The 15,783-nt window shown below is 62.1% G+C and carries 17 protein-coding genes; 5 read left to right on the top strand and 12 right to left on the bottom strand.

The window, feature by feature from the left end; translation table 11 throughout:
• Nucleotides 1–27: 27 nt before the first annotated feature.
• The gene (locus BS630_RS26935; RefSeq protein ID WP_077979823.1) at nucleotides 28–813 is read right to left on the bottom strand and encodes an SDR family oxidoreductase; all 786 of its coding nucleotides are present in this window, start codon (nucleotides 811–813) and stop codon (nucleotides 28–30) included.
• A gap of 97 nt (nucleotides 814–910) precedes the next feature.
• On the opposite strand from BS630_RS26935, the gene BS630_RS26930 reads away from it, so the two are divergent.
• On the top strand, nucleotides 911–1,783 hold the full coding sequence (locus tag BS630_RS26930) for a LysR family transcriptional regulator (protein ID WP_077979822.1): 873 nt from the start codon (nucleotides 911–913) through the stop codon (nucleotides 1,781–1,783).
• Nucleotides 1,784–1,789: 6 nt separating this feature from the next.
• Here the strand turns inward: BS630_RS26930 and msrA are convergent, their stop codons facing one another.
• Entirely contained in the window at nucleotides 1,790–2,299 is a 510-nt protein-coding gene (gene msrA, locus BS630_RS26925; RefSeq protein WP_018448987.1) for a peptide-methionine (S)-S-oxide reductase MsrA, read from the bottom strand.
• A gap of 185 nt (nucleotides 2,300–2,484) precedes the next feature.
• Here msrA and BS630_RS26920 point away from each other — a divergent pair, with 185 nt between their 5' ends.
• Genes BS630_RS26920 through BS630_RS26905 form a run of 4 tightly spaced genes read left to right on the top strand, consistent with a single transcriptional unit; the run spans nucleotide 2,485 to nucleotide 6,446 of the window.
• A complete protein-coding gene (locus BS630_RS26920) occupies nucleotides 2,485–3,630 on the top strand; it encodes an extracellular solute-binding protein (RefSeq protein WP_077979821.1) in 1,146 nt (381 codons plus the stop codon).
• Nucleotides 3,630–4,520: an ABC transporter permease gene (locus tag BS630_RS26915; protein WP_077979820.1), complete on the top strand. Its 891-nt coding sequence runs from the start codon at nucleotides 3,630–3,632 to the stop codon at nucleotides 4,518–4,520. The genes BS630_RS26920 and BS630_RS26915 overlap by 1 nt, the downstream gene beginning before the upstream one ends.
• Nucleotides 4,517–5,344: an ABC transporter permease gene (locus tag BS630_RS26910; RefSeq protein ID WP_025398571.1), complete on the top strand. Its 828-nt coding sequence runs from the start codon at nucleotides 4,517–4,519 to the stop codon at nucleotides 5,342–5,344. The genes BS630_RS26915 and BS630_RS26910 overlap by 4 nt, the downstream gene beginning before the upstream one ends.
• 25 nt (nucleotides 5,345–5,369) lie before the next feature.
• Entirely contained in the window at nucleotides 5,370–6,446 is a 1,077-nt protein-coding gene (locus BS630_RS26905) for an ABC transporter ATP-binding protein (RefSeq protein ID WP_077979819.1), read from the top strand.
• A 28-nt stretch (nucleotides 6,447–6,474) separates the two neighbouring features.
• On the opposite strand, the gene BS630_RS26900 is transcribed toward BS630_RS26905, so the two are convergent.
• The 10 genes from BS630_RS26900 to BS630_RS26855 all read right to left on the bottom strand — a co-directional run bounded on the left by BS630_RS26900 (nucleotide 6,475) and on the right by BS630_RS26855 (nucleotide 15,688).
• Nucleotides 6,475–7,308, bottom strand: coding sequence for an inositol monophosphatase family protein (locus tag BS630_RS26900; protein ID WP_077979818.1), 834 nt, complete (start codon nucleotides 7,306–7,308; stop codon nucleotides 6,475–6,477).
• Nucleotides 7,309–7,412: 104 nt separating this feature from the next.
• Nucleotides 7,413–8,306, bottom strand: a complete 894-nt coding sequence (locus BS630_RS26895; protein ID WP_077979817.1) for a ribokinase — start codon at nucleotides 8,304–8,306, stop codon at nucleotides 7,413–7,415.
• A gap of 127 nt (nucleotides 8,307–8,433) precedes the next feature.
• The gene (locus BS630_RS26890; RefSeq protein ID WP_077979816.1) at nucleotides 8,434–9,081 is read right to left on the bottom strand and encodes a TenA family protein; all 648 of its coding nucleotides are present in this window, start codon (nucleotides 9,079–9,081) and stop codon (nucleotides 8,434–8,436) included.
• A gap of 2 nt (nucleotides 9,082–9,083) precedes the next feature.
• Nucleotides 9,084–9,926: a BtpA/SgcQ family protein gene (locus BS630_RS26885; protein ID WP_077979815.1), complete on the bottom strand. Its 843-nt coding sequence runs from the start codon at nucleotides 9,924–9,926 to the stop codon at nucleotides 9,084–9,086.
• 34 nt (nucleotides 9,927–9,960) lie between these two features.
• The gene (locus BS630_RS26880) at nucleotides 9,961–10,734 is read right to left on the bottom strand and encodes a glutamine amidotransferase (protein ID WP_077979814.1); all 774 of its coding nucleotides are present in this window, start codon (nucleotides 10,732–10,734) and stop codon (nucleotides 9,961–9,963) included.
• A gap of 37 nt (nucleotides 10,735–10,771) precedes the next feature.
• A complete protein-coding gene (locus BS630_RS26875; protein WP_077979813.1) occupies nucleotides 10,772–11,851 on the bottom strand; it encodes a phosphotriesterase family protein in 1,080 nt (359 codons plus the stop codon).
• Between the two features lie 4 nt (nucleotides 11,852–11,855).
• Nucleotides 11,856–12,860, bottom strand: coding sequence for an ABC transporter permease (locus BS630_RS26870; protein WP_077979812.1), 1,005 nt, complete (start codon nucleotides 12,858–12,860; stop codon nucleotides 11,856–11,858).
• A complete protein-coding gene (locus tag BS630_RS26865) occupies nucleotides 12,857–13,678 on the bottom strand; it encodes an ATP-binding cassette domain-containing protein (RefSeq protein WP_065284918.1) in 822 nt (273 codons plus the stop codon). The genes BS630_RS26870 and BS630_RS26865 overlap by 4 nt, the downstream gene beginning before the upstream one ends.
• Nucleotides 13,675–14,628, bottom strand: coding sequence for an ABC transporter substrate-binding protein (locus BS630_RS26860; protein WP_077979811.1), 954 nt, complete (start codon nucleotides 14,626–14,628; stop codon nucleotides 13,675–13,677). Before BS630_RS26860 ends, BS630_RS26865 begins: the two co-directional genes overlap by 4 nt.
• A gap of 37 nt (nucleotides 14,629–14,665) precedes the next feature.
• Complete coding sequence (locus BS630_RS26855; protein WP_077979810.1) at nucleotides 14,666–15,688, bottom strand: LacI family DNA-binding transcriptional regulator; 1,023 nt, start codon at nucleotides 15,686–15,688, stop codon at nucleotides 14,666–14,668.
• Nucleotides 15,689–15,783: the final 95 nt, after the last annotated feature.

Genomic DNA, 15,783 nt, shown 5'->3' with positions numbered 1-15,783 from the left:
CGGTGTTCGGTTCCAATTCGGTTTCTGTCAGATGCTCTGGATCATGCCGCCATCGACGCGGATCACCGATCCGGTCAGATAGGAGGCAGGCTCGCTCGCCAGGAAGGTGACGACATTGCCATATTCTTCCGGCCGGCCATAGCGGCCGAGCGGAATGCTGCCGGTGCTCTCAGTGACGACGTCATCGATGGAGCGGTTTTCGCGTTTGGCCTTCTGCTCGTCGAGGAAGGTGATGCGGCCGGTGGCGATCCGGCCGGGCAGGACGATGTTGACCGTGATGCCGTCGCGCCCGACCTCGCGCGCCAGCGTTTTCGACCAGCCGACCAATGACAGACGCAGCGCGTTGGAGATGCCGAGATTGGGGATCGGCGCGACCACGCCCGACGAGGTCGAGGTTACGATGCGTCCCCATTTGCGCGCCCGCATCTGAGGCAGCACGCGATCGGTAATCGCGATGACAGAAAGCACCATGCTCTGGAAATACTGGTTCCAGATCGTCGGATCCTGGCCGGAGACGGTGGTCGGCGGCGGACCGCCGGTATTGTTGACGAGGATGTCGACCGGTCCGAACTGGCGCTCGATTGCAGCGACATGCGCATCGATCGAACCGAGATTGGAAAGATCCCATTGCAGTGCCAGCGCCTTGCCGCCTTCGGATTCGATCGCAGCCGTGGTCTTCTCAGCGGCGGCGAGATCGATATCAGCCGCGGCAATTCTGGCGCCTTCGCGCGCAAGCTTGACGGCAATCGCGCTGCCCAGTCCGCCACCGGCGCCAAGCACCAGGGCCGTCTTGTCCTTCAAGCCGAAATCCATTTCATTCATCTCCTCATAGGGTCGGGCCATCTTTCGGAGCAATGGATCGTAAATAAAATATCGCTTTTGCTTCGTTCAGGAGATAGAAAAACTATCGATGGACACCCGCTTTCTCGAAACCTTTATTGTCGTTGCCGAGCGGCACTCGCTGGCGGAGGCCGCCCAGCGGCTGAACCTCACGCCTGCGGCCGTTGCCCAGCGCATCCGCGCATTGGAGGCCGAGCTCGGGGTGCGGCTGCTGGTGCGCTCCGGCCGCGTCATGCGGCCGACGGAGGCGGGTTTTGCCATTCTCGAACGCTGCAGGGATCTGGTTCGCGATACACGCGACCTGAAGGCGATGGCCGGCACCGCGACGATTTCGGGCGAGATGCGGATCGGGGCGATCAATACGGCGCTGACCGGTCTCGTTCCCGACATTCTCCACCGTCTCGCCCAGGACTATCCGCTGATCGAGATCTTCCTCAAGCCGGGCGCGTCGATGGACCTCTATGCCGAGGTTTTGAACGGCGGGCTGGATGCGGCCTTCATCATCGAACCGCGATTTCCGATGCAGAAGACGCTAACCTTCAACAAGCTGCGCCAGGAACCCCTGGTGTTGATCGCGCCGCGGGACCGTGAGGGGGCGGATCCGCTCCAACTGTTGAAGACCCTGCCCTTCATCCGCTACGACCGCAACCAGTGGGGTGGTCACATCGCCGACGAATATCTGCGCGAGACCGGCATCCATCCGGTCGAGCGTTATGAGCTCGACGCGCTGGAGGCGATCGCGGTGATGGTAGACCGCGGTCTCGGAATCTCGATCGTGCCGGATTGGGCGCCGCCCTGGCCAGCGGGACTAGATGTCGTCAAGCTGCCCCTGCCCCGCTCGTCCGCTGTGCGCACCGTAGGCATCGTGGTGACGCGATCCTCGCCACGGGCAAACCTCGTCGCCGCGCTTCTGGAAACCAGCCGCGCGGCGATGGGAGCCTGATCAATTTCAGGCGATCTTCTGACGAACCGGCAGTTTCCAGCCGGGCCGGACAAAGTGGCAGGTATAGCCGTTTGGAATCCGCTCCAGATAATCCTGGTGCTCGGGTTCCGCCTCCCAGAAATCGCTAACCGGCACGACTTCGGTGACGACCTTGCCGGGCCACAGGCCTGATGCGTCGACATCGGCGATCGTGTCTTTGGCGACGCGCTCCTGCTCAGGGGTGACGTAGAAGATTGCCGAGCGGTAGCTCAAGCCAACGTCGTTGCCCTGGCGGTTGCGCGTGCTCGGGTCGTGGATCTGGAAGAAGAATTCGAGGATTTCCCGATAGCTGATCCTTGAGGGGTCGAAGATGATCTCGATCGCCTCGGCATGGGTTCCGTGGTTGCGATAGGTGGCATTCGGCACATCGCCGCCGGTATAGCCGACGCGGGTCGAGATCACGCCCTTGTATCGGCGGATAAGGTCTTGCATGCCCCAGAAGCAACCGCCGGCGAGGACTGCACGTTCTTCGGTCATTGGATATCTCCTTTTCCGCAAGAGATAGTATTTCCTGCCGCCGATTTCCACAGGGTGCAAAGAGCACAGCTGTGCAATTTCCCCCAGATACGCCCGATCTGTCATGTCGATGTTACGCGCCGGCGCTAGCAAGGCCTCAGACAATCCTGCGGAGGCTGAGCCTCGACACCTGATGGAGACGGGTTATGAATAGACGCGAATTTCTGATCACATCGTCAGCTGCAGCCGGTCTGCTGGCGCTTCCGCGTTTCGCATCGGCTGCGGCCGGCACGATCGACCTCTACAGCGGTTCCGATGCCAATATCGTCGACCTCTGGAACAACGTCATCCGCCCGGCCTTCGAAAAGGCACATCCCGCCGTCGCCCTGAAGGTGACCGATGCCGGCGACAATAATGGTCTGCGCGCCATCGCCGACCGTGCGCTCGCCGCGCTGAAGACGAAGACCGATCCGCAAGCCGACCTTTTCGAGCAGTTCGATCCGCGCCTGCCATCCGGCGGCATCGATGCCGGCCTCTGGGTGAAATTCTCCGCCGAGAACATCGAGGGCTATGACCATATCAACCCGCTTGCCTTCGATACCCCCTTCTCCCTTCCCTATCGCGGTTCGCAGGTCCTTCTCGCCTACGACACGACCAAGCTTGATCCGAAGGATGTGCCGAAAAGCTGGGATCAGCTAACCGCCTGGATCAAGGCCAATCCGGGCCAGTTCATCTACAACCGTCCCGACAAGGGCGGTTCGGGCGGAAATTTCGTGCGCCGCGCGATCCATGAAGCGAACGGCCGCGATCCGAAGAAGTTCAAGATCGACAATTTCACCGCCGATTTCGCCATTGAAACGCTGACGCCGGCCTGGAAGATCCTCAACGACCTCGCGCCTGCGCTCTACGACAAGGGCGCCTATACGGCTGGCAACACCCAGTCGATCCAACTGCTCGCCCAGGGCGTCGTCACCATGGTGCCGGTCTGGTCGGACCAGGTGCTGCAGGCAATCTCCCAGGGCGTACTGCCTGACACGACCGGCCTCGTGCAGCTTAGCGATCTTGCCCTTTGCGGCGGCTTCTCCAGCATCACCGTCTTCTCGAACGGCGCCAACAAGGATGCGGCCCTGAAGCTTGCCGCATTCATGCTGACGAAGGAAATGCAGGAAGCGATCATCACCAATATCGGCGGCTTCCCTGCCGTCTCCTGGGATCACATCTCCGACGATCTCCGCAAGAAATATGCCGACGTCATTCCGTCAACCATTCCGACCTTTCCGGGCGGCGACTGGGAAAAGGCGATCGCCGACGGCTGGTACCGCAACGTCGCGCCAAGCATCAGCCGCACCTGATGTCCACTGACACTGCGCCGGCGGTTCTGCGCCGTCACCGGTCCATCAACAGGGGGAGCTCTATCGGGCTCCTCCTCGTTGCCCTGCCGGTCCTCCTGCTCGCATGGCTGATCGTCTTTCCGATCTTTTCGGCGGTCGTCGGCACGATCTTCGTTCGAGGCCCTGACGGCGCGACGGAATTCTCGCTTGCCTCCTACCGCTTCTTCTTCACCGACAGCTACAGCCTCGGCAATTTGTGGCTGACGCTCTGGACCACCGCCGTCTGCGGCATTCTGCTTCTAGCGATCGGCCTTCCGATCGCGCTTTACCTGCGGTTCTCGCAAGGGCGTCTTGCCGCCTATGTGCAGGCTCTTGCGATCTTCCCGATGTTCGTGCCGTCGATCATCCTTGCCTATGCACTGATCAGGACGATCGGGCCGAACGGCACCGTCGACCTGTTGCTGAACGCTGTCAGCCTGCCGAAGCTGCGCACGCCCTATCTGACGCCGTGGGGACCGGTCATCGGCCTCGTCTGGGACAATCTTCCCCTGACGGTGCTGATGCTGACGGCCGGGCTCTCCTCCGTTTCGAACAGCGCTATCGAGGCCGCCCGCGATGTCGGCGCAGGCCCGCTCCGGGTGTTCATCTCGATCATCCTGCCGCGCATGGGCAATTCCATGCTGGTGACCGCGTCCTTCGCCGTGCTCGGCATCTTCTCCGCCTTCACCCTGCCCTATGTGCTCGGCTCGGCATCGCCGGAGATGATGGGGCCGTTCATGCAGCGCACTTTCGCCGACATGAACGACCCGCTAAACGCCATGACCCAGGCCGTCATCACCTTCGGCTTCTGCCTGGTCTTCGGTATCTTCTATATCAGGTCGATCGCCCGCAACCGCGAGGCCCAGCCATGAGTGCCGGCAGATCGGGCACGGATCTTCGCTTCGACTGGATCGGCATGCTCTTCGCCTGCCTGCTGACGCTGTTCATCGCGCTGCCGCTGATCGTCGTCGGAACATGGGCTTTCACCGAGGTCTGGCGTTATCCATCGGTGATCCCGCAGCAGTTCGGCCTGCGTTTCTGGGGCCAGACGCTGGCGCGTCCGGATGTCTGGGACGCGCTCTTCCTCAGCCTGCGGCTGACGACGACGGTCACCATTCTTTCCGCCGTGATCTGCCTTCCCGCGGCTTACGCCTTCGCGCGCATGCGCTTTCCCGGCAGGAACATCCTGTTCCTGTCGTTCCTCGCATCGCATGCCTTCCCGAAATTCGGCCTGCTCGTCGCCATTGCCGGCATCTTCCTGCAGCTCGGCCTGATCAGCACGTTCTGGGGCGTCGTGCTGATCCAGCTTGTCGGCACGCTGATGCTGATGATCTGGATTCCGGTCGCAGCCTTCCAGAATGTCGACCGGCGCATGGAAGAGGCGGCGCGCGATGCGGGCGCCACGCCGCTGCGCGTCTTCTGGTCGATCACCCTGCCGCAGGCTGGACCCACGATCGCCGCCGCACTGCTTTTGACTTTCGTCGGCACCTTCTACGAGACCGAAGGCGCCTGGTTGATCGGCGCGCCTCAGGTTCGCACCATGCCGGTGCTGATGATCAGCTTCATCAACAACCAGATCGTCGTGCAATACGGTGCCGTACTGTCAGTCATGCTGTGGGTGCCGTCCTTCATCGCGCTGATGTTTGCGCGCCGCGTAATCGGCACCGGCGCATTCGCACGAGGCTTCGGCGCGTGAGGTTAATTCAGGGAAGGGTTTGAGAATGGCACATCTTTCGATCGAGGGCGTTTCGAAGCTGTTCGGGACGACCTTTGCCGTTCGCGACTTCTCGCTCGAAGTCGGCGACGGCGAGCTGGTCTGCCTGCTCGGCCCATCCGGCTCCGGCAAGTCGACGCTTCTCAGGATGATCGGCGGCTTCGAGCGACCGAGCGGCGGAACCATCCGCATCGATGCGAAGGATGTGACGACGCTGCCGCCCGAGCGGCGCCCGACCGGCATGGTGTTCCAGAGCCATGCGCTCTGGACGCACATGGACGTCTTCAACAATATCGCTTTTGGCCTGAAGCTTCGCCGGCTGCCGAAAGCGGAAATCCGTGAGCGTGTCGAGGCTGCACTTAATCTGGTCGGCCTCGCTGATTACGGACGCCGGATGACGACGCAACTGTCAGGCGGCCAGCAGCAGCGTGTCGCCCTTGCCCGCTCGCTCGTGCTCGAGCCGAAGATCCTTCTTCTCGACGAGCCCTTCGCCAGCCTCGACCAGCATCTGCGCGAGAGGCTGCGGGAGGAGGTGCGCGATATCCAGCAGCGCCTCGGCATCACCACGCTCTTCGTTACCCATGGGCAGGATGAGGCCTTAGCGCTCGCCGACCGCATCGTCGTCATGCGCGACGGGTGCACCGAACAGATCGCGCCGCCGAGCACCATCTACCGGCAACCGCAGACGGCTTTCGTCGCAGGCTTCATCGGCTCGATGAATTTCGTCCAGAGTCATACCAGGAACGGTGTCTGCGAGCATCCGCTCTTTTCGCTTGCGGTTCCGGTCGAGGATGGGCCGGTGACGCTGGCCGCCCGCCCGGAAGCGCTGACGATCCGTCCCTCGGATCGGGCGGATGCCGCGACAGTCCATCGCACCGTCGATTTCGGCACCCACAAGATGGTCGATGTCGATCTTGCCGACGGCGCCCGCCTGAAGGCGATGGTGGCGCCGGACGATCGCACCCGGACCGGGATGAGGGTCGAGCCGAGCTTCGCTGGCTTTTTCGTCTTCCGCGACAACGAGCTCGTCCATCAGTCGATGCCGGCAAAGGGCGATACCGAGGTCGAGCTGTTGCCAGTCTAGGCAGCCGGATTCTATCGGGCGCGCCCGTTCACGCCTTGCTCCGAAAACCTTCCAGCAGCCAGGGATGCAGCGCCTTGCTGGCGGCCAGGATATCGCTCTTTCCGACAACCGCAGCGCCGGAAAAACGGGTGACGATGCCGCCCGCCTCTTCGACCATCAGCGCCGAGGCGCCGAAATCATGGATCGCGAGCCCGTCTTCGAAGAATCCGTCCAGGCGGCCGCAAGCGACGTAGGCGATCGACAGGGCTGCCGAGCCGAGGCGGCGCACACCCGCCGTATTCGCCATCAGGCGTTTGACGGCTTCGAAATAGGTCTCTTCCGCAACCGCCGTGACCTGGCCGGGGATCGGCAGACCGGCGCCGACAAGTACGTTCTCGATGTCGCCGACATCGGCGCAGCGGATACGCTCGCCGTTCAGATAGGCGCCGCCACCGATCTCGGCGCTGAACAGCTCGTCCTGCATGGCATCATAGACGACGCCCATGACGAGCCTGCCGCTTTCGACGATCGAGATCGTCATGCCGAAATGCGGAATGCCCCAGGCGTAATTGGTCGTGCCGTCGATCGGGTCGATGTAGATAACAGGCGTTTCCGGACCCGCCGTGCGGTTGCCGACGGCTTCCTCGCCCTGGATGGCATAGTCCGGGAAGGCCTTCGCCATCTCGTCGACGATGATCCGCTCGACGGCGACATCGATTTCGGTCTGATAATCGCGCGGCGCCTTGGCTAGCATTTCTGCCGACGTTCGTCGCCGCAGGGAGCCGCGGGCAGTTTCGCCCGCCTTCAATACCGTTTCGGCAAGCACGACGAGGCGGGACGATGCGGTCGGGGAAAGACGCGCGGAAATCGGGGAAGATGTCATGAGAAAAGTCCGGATGCTGCTGATATGACGGGATGAATCGCGAAGAGCCCATCCCTTCGCAGAGGCCGATGATGATTTTATGAAGCGCGCCCATGCCGAGCGGATTATCTCAGGATCGCTTCAAGCTCGGAAATGGTCGGAAATGCCTTTCTTGTTCCATGTCTTGAGACGGTGATGGCTGCGGCTGCAACTGCGTGTTCGATGGCTAGCCTGTCCAGGCGCTGCCCGCGCAGCGCGCAGGATGCCAGTGCTGCGGCCATGAAGGTATCGCCTGCGCCCGTTGTATCCACAACCTCGCAGACCTGGGCGGGCACTTCGATGCTATCGTGCCGGTTCACGAGCGTCGCGCCGTCGCCGCCCAGCGTCAGGACGATTTCACGCAGGCCTCGGCTCAGCAGATATTCGGCAGCATCCCTGCCCGTCGTTCCCGTCAGGGCCTGCGCCTCGCCCTTGTTGAGGAAGGCGATGTCGATCAGATCCCAGAGATCGGAGAAATAGGAGCGCACCGGTGAGGGATTGAAAGCGGTGACCATGCCGATCGCTCTCGCATGCTCGAGAATGTCGCGCGTCGTCCGGTCGGAGAGGTTGCCTTGTAGTATCATCAGATCGCCGGAACCGGCCGTCGACAGGATCCGCCTGACATCGGACAGGGACAGGCTCTGCGCCGATTCCGTCGTCGTGACGATGGCATTCTCGCCGCCCGGCAGCCGGAAGATGATCGAGACGTCGCTCGATGCATCTTCCATTTCGATCAGTTCGCTTTGAAGCGGTTCGTCCGCGAGGTAATGGCGAATGGTATCGGCTCTCGCATCCCTGCCGACGGGCGCCACCAGCGTTGTCGGAACGCCGCAGCGGGCCATGACGACCGCCTGGTTCGTGCCCTTGCCGCCGAGATCGCTGCCCCCGGCTTTGCCCAGGATGGAGGCACCGATGAGGGGAAGTTCGGAAACCGCGATGGTTTCGTCGATGGCGACGTTACCGATTATGTAGGCGCGCATGCATCCGCTTTCGCAAGGTGGAGCTTAGAACGGTTCAGCTTTTCGTGAAAGCGCAGAACCGTTCTAACCTTTTGTTTTTACGCAATTCCGGACGGAAAAACCGCTTCGCACTTTTCCTGGAATTGCTCTAGAGGTAAGGCGCATCGTGAAAATCGATCTCGAGCTGCATCGCCCGGCCGAAGATCGCGCTGAGCCGCGCTTTTTCATCCTCTTCCAGCGTTTCTCCTGTCATGTCGAGTTCATTCTTCAGCCATTGCGCCTGGGCGGCGAAATTCGGATCAACATGCAGGTCGACCCATTCCTTCAAGAGCGGATCGCTGATTGAACGGGTCGCCGCTTCCTTCGACCAGGTCCAATACATCCACTCGGCCGCAAACATCGCCGCAACCGTGTCAAGGAAGCCGCCCTGGCGGGCGATCTCCAACATGCCGGCGCGAAAGGCCTCGACCTCGGCGATGCCGGTATCGAAGGACGAGGGATCGATGCCGCGGCTGGCGAAGGTACGCTCGAAATAGGCGATCTGCTCGTTGGCAAGCGCATCGAGAACCGCGATCACCCAGCGCTTCTGCGGCATCGTCTCAGCGGTCGCCGCCGCATAGGCAAAGATCGAGATAGCGCTGTCGACGAAGGCGCCTTCATAGACGAGATAACGCTCGAAAGCCTCCTTGCTCAGCCTGTCGTTCTTGACGTCCTCGACGAAGCGGTGGCTCAGCATCGTCCGGAAGACGGCGTCGTTCTCGCGCAGGATGCGGTCTGAAAGGCTCTCTTCTGCCATGCTCAACCCTCCAGTCCAGGTTCGGCCGCGGCCCGGAAGGCGCGCACCCGCTCGATATCGACGGGGTTCCACCAGACGCCGCCATGCTTCAGCGAGGAAGCGACGATGACGCCATTGGTGCGGCTCAGAATATCGACGATATTGTCCTTGTTGACGCCGGAGCCGACGAGCAGCGGCAGGTGCGTCGCCGCGCCGATTTCCTCGATCTCCTCCATCGTTGCCGAATTGCCGGTCCGCTGGCCGGTGGCGATGACGCCATCGGCATCGAAGAAGGCGAGATCGCGCGTCAGCTCCTGGATCGAGCGGTCAGCGACGATGGCGTGGCTGCCATGCTTGACGTGGCTGTCAGCAAAGACCTTGATGTGTTCGGCCCTCAGCAGCGAGCGGTAGCGCATGGCTTCGGCGGCCCTGCCCTCCATGAAACCTTCATTGGCGACATAGGCATTGGCCCATTGATTGACGCGGATGAACTTGGCGCCACCCGCCATGGCGATGGCGAAGGCCGGGATCGGCGCGTTGGCCAGCACGTTGACGCCAAGCGGAATGCCGGCCGCGCGCGCGATCCGGTCGGTGACGACAGACATGAAGCCGGTCGTCTCGGGGCCGATCTCCTCGGGCTTCGAAAACGGCACGTCGCCGTGATTTTCGATGATCAGGCCATGCAGGCCGCCTTCCACGCAAGCTTCGGCGTCGCGCATGCAGGCGTCGTAAATCGCATCCATCGCAGCCCCCCGGTAGCGCGGCGCGCCCGGAAAGGCCGGGCAATGGATCATGCCGATCAGAACCTTGTCCCTGCCGAAAATATCCCTGATGGCGTTGGACGGCCTGTCCGAAATTTCCTGCATGTCATTCCCTTTCCAATTCTTGCCGGCGCTGACATCACGCCTGCTTTTCCGTGAGCCAGCCGAGGATGTTCTTCCAGAGCCGTCCATAACCCTCCCATTCGCAGAAAGCGGGTGAGAGCCAGTGCGGGCCGATATCCGACGTCCAGGCTGCCGTCCGGCCAACGCCATGCGTGCCGACGACGAGCAGCGGGTGGCCGCCCTGATTCTCGGGCAAGCGGGCGACGATCTCGACATTGGCACGATCTCGCACTTCGACCTCATTGACGCCGAGAAGCACCGGCCAGGCGCCTTCGAGACCCTGCATCGTCGGATGATCAGGCTTCACCACCTCGGCAACGGTGCCCTCAGGGATTTCGACGCGGTCGTCATAAGGCAGGCATGTCACCGGCAGCGTGTCTTCGACGGCTGTACGCCGCCAGCGCGCCTTGCCGTCGATGCCCTGGAAGGAGAAATAGCCGCCGACCATCAGCAGACCGCCGCCCTTCTCCACCCAGGCCTTCAAAAGCTTCAGCCGGTTCGGCACGGTGCGCGAATGCAGCCACACATCCGGCGGCAGCAGCAGCGAGTTGGCGCCGATATCGGAGAGGATGATGGCGTCATAGGCATCGAGCCCCGCCATATGGAAGGGGAATTTCTCCACCGCCTCATGCGCCGGCATATAGGTGAGTTCGAAGGCGCTGCCGGCGAGCGCCTTGACCAGCGGTTCGGCGCCGAGATGGAAGGTGACGCTGCCGAACTGGTCGAAGCCTTTGTAGTGGGTGGCGGAGCTGACCCAGCTCTCGCCGACAAGGAGGATTTTCTTGGTCATGGTCTGCGGTTACCTGTGATCGATTGAATTGATGGGGTTAGGCTTCGGCATGAAAGACGCGGCGCGGATTGCTGCGCATCATTTCGTCGAGAACTGTCCTGTCGAGGCCGTGCCGCCCCAGACGGGGAAGGAAGTGGCGGAGGATGTAGGCGTAGCCGTTGCCGCCGTAATGCGTCAGCATCATCTTCAGAAACACGTCGTGCGACAGAAGAATCCGGTCGAGACAACCGGCCTCGACGAGACGCACGATCGCGCGCGCTGCCTCCTCGTCGCTCGGGCACTGCACCTGCTGGTCGGCATAGAAGAAATCCATGCCGATCATGTCGTATTCGATGAAGGCGCCGCGCGCCGCCAACTCGCTCTGATAGGTAATGTCGTCATGCGACGGGTTCATATGGCAAAGCACGGTGTGCCTGAGATCCGCCCCCTCTTCGGCCACCACGTCGAGCACGCGATGGCCGAGACGGAACCAACCCGGCAGATGTACCATCAGGGGAAGCCCGGTCAGCACTTGCGCCCTGGCAGCGCCGCGCAGCGATTTTTCTTCCTCGGCGGTGAAATCTGCGGAGACGCCGATCTCGCCGATCAGGCCGATCCTGACGCCGGTGCCGTCGACGCCTTCTCTTGCCTCGCGGACGATCTCCCGTGCGATGTCATCGACGCTCATTGCCGCGACGCCTTCCGGATGTGAAGAGCCGAGGTAATACCCCGCCCCCATCACGACGTTGAGACCGGATGCTTTCGAGATGCGCTGCAGCGCCAAGGGATCACGGCCGATGCCCTTGCAGGTCGGCTCCACCACCGTGCGACCGCCTTCTGCTGCGAAATCCTGGAGTTCGGAGATCGCCAGATGTTCGTCGTCGAGCGTGATATTGTGCTTGTTGACGAAGGGATCCTGCCTGAGTTCGCCGAGGATCTCCATGCAGACGAAGCTTTCGGCGAGATATTGCCGTTCCGGCGTCTTCGGCGCATGCCACCAGCAGCGGCAGTCGTTGAGGATATGCTCGTGCATCAGCGTCACGCCGAGTGCATCCGCCGAAACGGGGCCGGTAACGGTCATCACCTTGCCGGATCGGACATGCGCTTCGGACAGGCTTTCTGCTGTCTGTTCGCTCATCGCTTCATCCTTTCCTGCCCAGCCGGAAATGGAAATTGGCCGTGAAGATGCGCGTGTTCAGCCAGATGGCGACGAGGATGATGGCGCCGGTGACGATCTGGGTGAAGAACGGCGATATATGCATCAGGATCAGGCCGTTGCCGATGACGGCGATGGTCAGCGTGCCGAGCACGGTGCCGAGGATGGTGCCGCGTCCGCCCATCAGCGACGTTCCGCCGAGTACCACGGCCGCAATCACCTGCAGCTCGAAACCGACGGCGGCATTGGACGAGCCGGAACCGAGGCGGGCGGCGATCAGCAGCCCGGCGACCGCGCAGGCGATACCGGAGATGATATAGACCGAGGCGATGATCCATTTGGCGGGCATGCCGACGCGCCGCGCCGCCTCCGCATTGGAGCCGACCGCCACGACCTGCCGGCCATATTTGGTCGCGGTGATGACGACATAACCGAGAATGGCGATGATGACGGCGATGATCGCCGGGATCGGGAAGCTGAGGATTTCGCCCCGGCCGAGCGCGAAGAAGCCCGGTGCATCCTTGATCGGGATGGAATAGCCCTGGGTCAGATAGAGCGCCAGGCCGCGCAGGATCGACAGGCCGGCAAGCGTGACGATGAAGGCCGGAATACCCTGATAGGCGGTAAACCAGCCCTGGACCAGGCCCATAAAGGCGCCGAGCACGAGCATGCCGATGACCACCAACGGCCAGGGAACGCCCATCGCCATAACGATCGCCGCGACCGCATTGACGAGGGCGACCTGCGAGCCGACTGACAGATCGATGCCGCCGGTGATGATGACGAAGGTCATGGCAATGGCGACGATCAGGATGGGGGCCGCCTGCCTGATGATGTTCAGGATGTTGCCGAGCGTGAAGAAGGTTTCGCTGCCGATCGAGAAGAAGATCATGCAGGCCAGGAAGAAAATGGCGATCGACAGCACCTGTGCGTGTTCGCCGAAGAAATCGGCGACGCGCGAGCCGTGACCACGTTCGGTATAAGCCGTCATTGTCTGGCTCCTTCACCAACGATCAGCCTGACGAGATCTTCGAGGTTGGTGCTGCCGATCTGCCGTTCTGCCACCTTCGTGCCCTCGTACATCACCGCGATACGGTCGCAGACCCGGAAGAGATCCTGCAGCCGGTGGGTGATGAGGATCACCGAAACCCCATTTGCCTTGACGCGGTTGATCAGGGCTAGAACCGCCTCGACCTCGGCGACGGCAAGTGCAGACGTCGGCTCGTCCATGATCAGCACCTTCGGCTTGAAGGAGGCGGCGCGTGCAATGGCGATCGCCTGACGCTGCCCGCCGGAGAGCTGGGCCACCTTGCCGGTCAGCCTGGGTATGCGGATCTCAAGCGAATCCAGCATCTTGCGTGCTTCGGCCAACATCGTCCTGGTGTCGAGAAACGGTCCGCGGCTGAGTTCGCGGCCGAGGAAGAGATTGCCGACGACATCGATATGATCGCAGAGGCTGAGATCCTGGAAGACCATTTCGATGTTACGCCCACGCGCATCCGCGGGGCCGGAGAAGCGAACCTCTTCGCCTTCCATGGTGATGGTGCCGGCATCGGGAATGTAGGTTCCAGAGATGATTTTCGTCAGCGTCGATTTGCCGGCGGCGTTATCGCCGACAAGGCCCAGGCATTCGCCAGGGAAGATGTCGAGATCGACGCCGCGCAGCGCCTGGTGCGAGCCGAACGACTTGCGGATGCCGCGCAGCGAGATACGCGGGTCGGATCGGGTGCCGCCGGATGTTCCGGTTCCGGAGGATGCGACCCCTCCGGAACCGGCGGCAGCGATGTCACGCTGGCCGCTTTCGATCATTTGAAGACGGCCCGGTATGGCTCGACATTCTCCTTGGTCACGATGGTGATCGGCACCGAGATTGTCTTGGTGACGGCTTCGCCGGCCGAGGCCTTGACGAGCGCGTCGACGGCGGCACCGCCCATTGCGGCCGGATCCTGCTGGACGACGGCGACAACGAAGCCGGCATCGATGCCGGCAATGGCTTCGGCGGTCAGATCCCAGCCGAACACCTTGATCTTATCCTGCTTGCCCTGGCTCTGTACGGCAGCGATCGCCCCCATCAGGGCCGGCTCGCCGGTGGCGTAGATCGCCGTCAGGTCAGGATTGGCGGTGATCAGGTTTTCAGCCGCCGCAAGGGCGTTGTCCTGGATGTTCTGGCCGTCGACGACGCCGGCCATTTCAATGCCGTCGACGCCTTTCAGGGTCTTCTCGAAGCCCTCCTGGCGGATGTTCTGGATGAACGAGTTCAGCGCGCCGACAACGCCGAGCTTGGCTTTGCCGCCCATGTTCGCCTTGACGTAGTCGAGGAAGTATTTGCCCATATCGGCGCCGGCCGCGGCATTGTCGACGCCGATCTGCGCCTTCTGCGGGCCATCCGGCAGGATGGCGTCGATGGCAACGACCGGAATGCCGGCATCGGCCGCCTGCTTGACCGCCGGCATGATGCCGTTGACGTCGATCGCCACCACGGCAAGGCCGGAGACTTTTTCCTGGACGTAGGTTTCGATCGCGCTGTTCTGCGCGGTCGTCTCGTTGTTGGCGTTGAAGATCACCAGCTTGACGCCGGCGGCATCGGCCGCCTTCTGAGCGCCCTCATTCATCTGATTGAAGAAAAGCGCCTGCTGGTTGATCTGCACCAGCGCGATGGTCTTCTTTTCCTGTGCCGCAGCGCTGGAGAGGCCGATGAAGGTCAATGCCGTGAAGCCGGCGGCTGCGATCATCGTTCGTCTTGTCAAATTCCGTGTCATGTTCTCATCCTCTTTTGGTTTTTGACGTTGCTGATTGTTATTTCGCAGGCGGCGCAACGGAGTTCCGCACCACGATTTCGACAGGCACCAGTTCCTCCGAAGCGGATGGTTTCCACTCGTGCCAATTGGTTTCCAGAAGCAGCTCCAGCGACCGTCTTCCGATTTGGCGCACCGGCTGACGGATGGCGGTCAGCGGCGGCGCAAAGAGATGAAGCGGACCGACGTCGTCGAAGCCGATGACCGAGATGTCAGCAGGGATCGAGACGCCTTGGCTTCTGAAGACCTCGACCAGCCCGATGGCGATCTCGTCGGAGCTGGCAAAGATCGCCGTCGCCTTTCGCTCTCCGGAGAGATAGTCGAGCGCCGCCGCACGGCCGTATTCGATGGTATATTCGCCGGCATAACGATCGGCCCGGGCCTCGTCGCCATGCCGTTCCCTCAGCGCTTTCAACAGGCCGTCATAACGCCTGCGGGCGCTGATCATGCGTTCGTCGCCGCCGATGAAGAGGACATGACGATGGCCTTGCTCGGCCAGATGCTGGCCGGCGAGATAACCGCCCTGCTCATTGTCGCAGAACAGCTTCGGCGCCTTCGAATCGGGAATGTCCTCATCGACGATGATGACCTTGCCGCTGCCGTTGATGAGTGCGGCAAGCGCGCCGTCGTCGGGGTGGTTGGTGACGAAGATCAGGCCGTCGACGTGATTGCGCTCGATCAGCTGCAGATATTCGATCTCGCGCCCCGGCCGGTTGAGCGTCGCGTGCAACGAGACCGCGAGCTTCTTTTCATCGGCCGCCTGCTCGACGGCGGCGACGAGAGTCGCGAAGAAAGGGTTGGCGATATCGGGCACGACGAGGCCGATCGTGTCCGAGCGCCCCCTGCTTAACCGGCGCGCATGCGGGTTCGGCCGGTAGTTCAGCGTCTTGATCGCATCCTCAATGCGTTTCTTGGTCTGAAAGGGAAGGTCGAGGCTGCCGTTGACGAAGCGCGACACGGTGGTGACCGACACGCCGGCGGCGGCCGCAACATCCTTCAAGCTTGGTGGCGTTCCCTTGGCCATTGACTGGACCTATTGTAAAGCGGTTTAGTAAAACGCTTTACAAGACAATATTGATTGCTCACCGTTGTCAACAGCGGTGAACGCAGAGGATCTGT

Origin of the sequence: Rhizobium laguerreae (assembly GCF_002008165.1) — a bacterium.
GTDB classification, from domain to species: domain Bacteria; phylum Pseudomonadota; class Alphaproteobacteria; order Rhizobiales; family Rhizobiaceae; genus Rhizobium; species Rhizobium laguerreae.
This window is presented reverse-complemented; position numbering and strand designations above follow the sequence as displayed.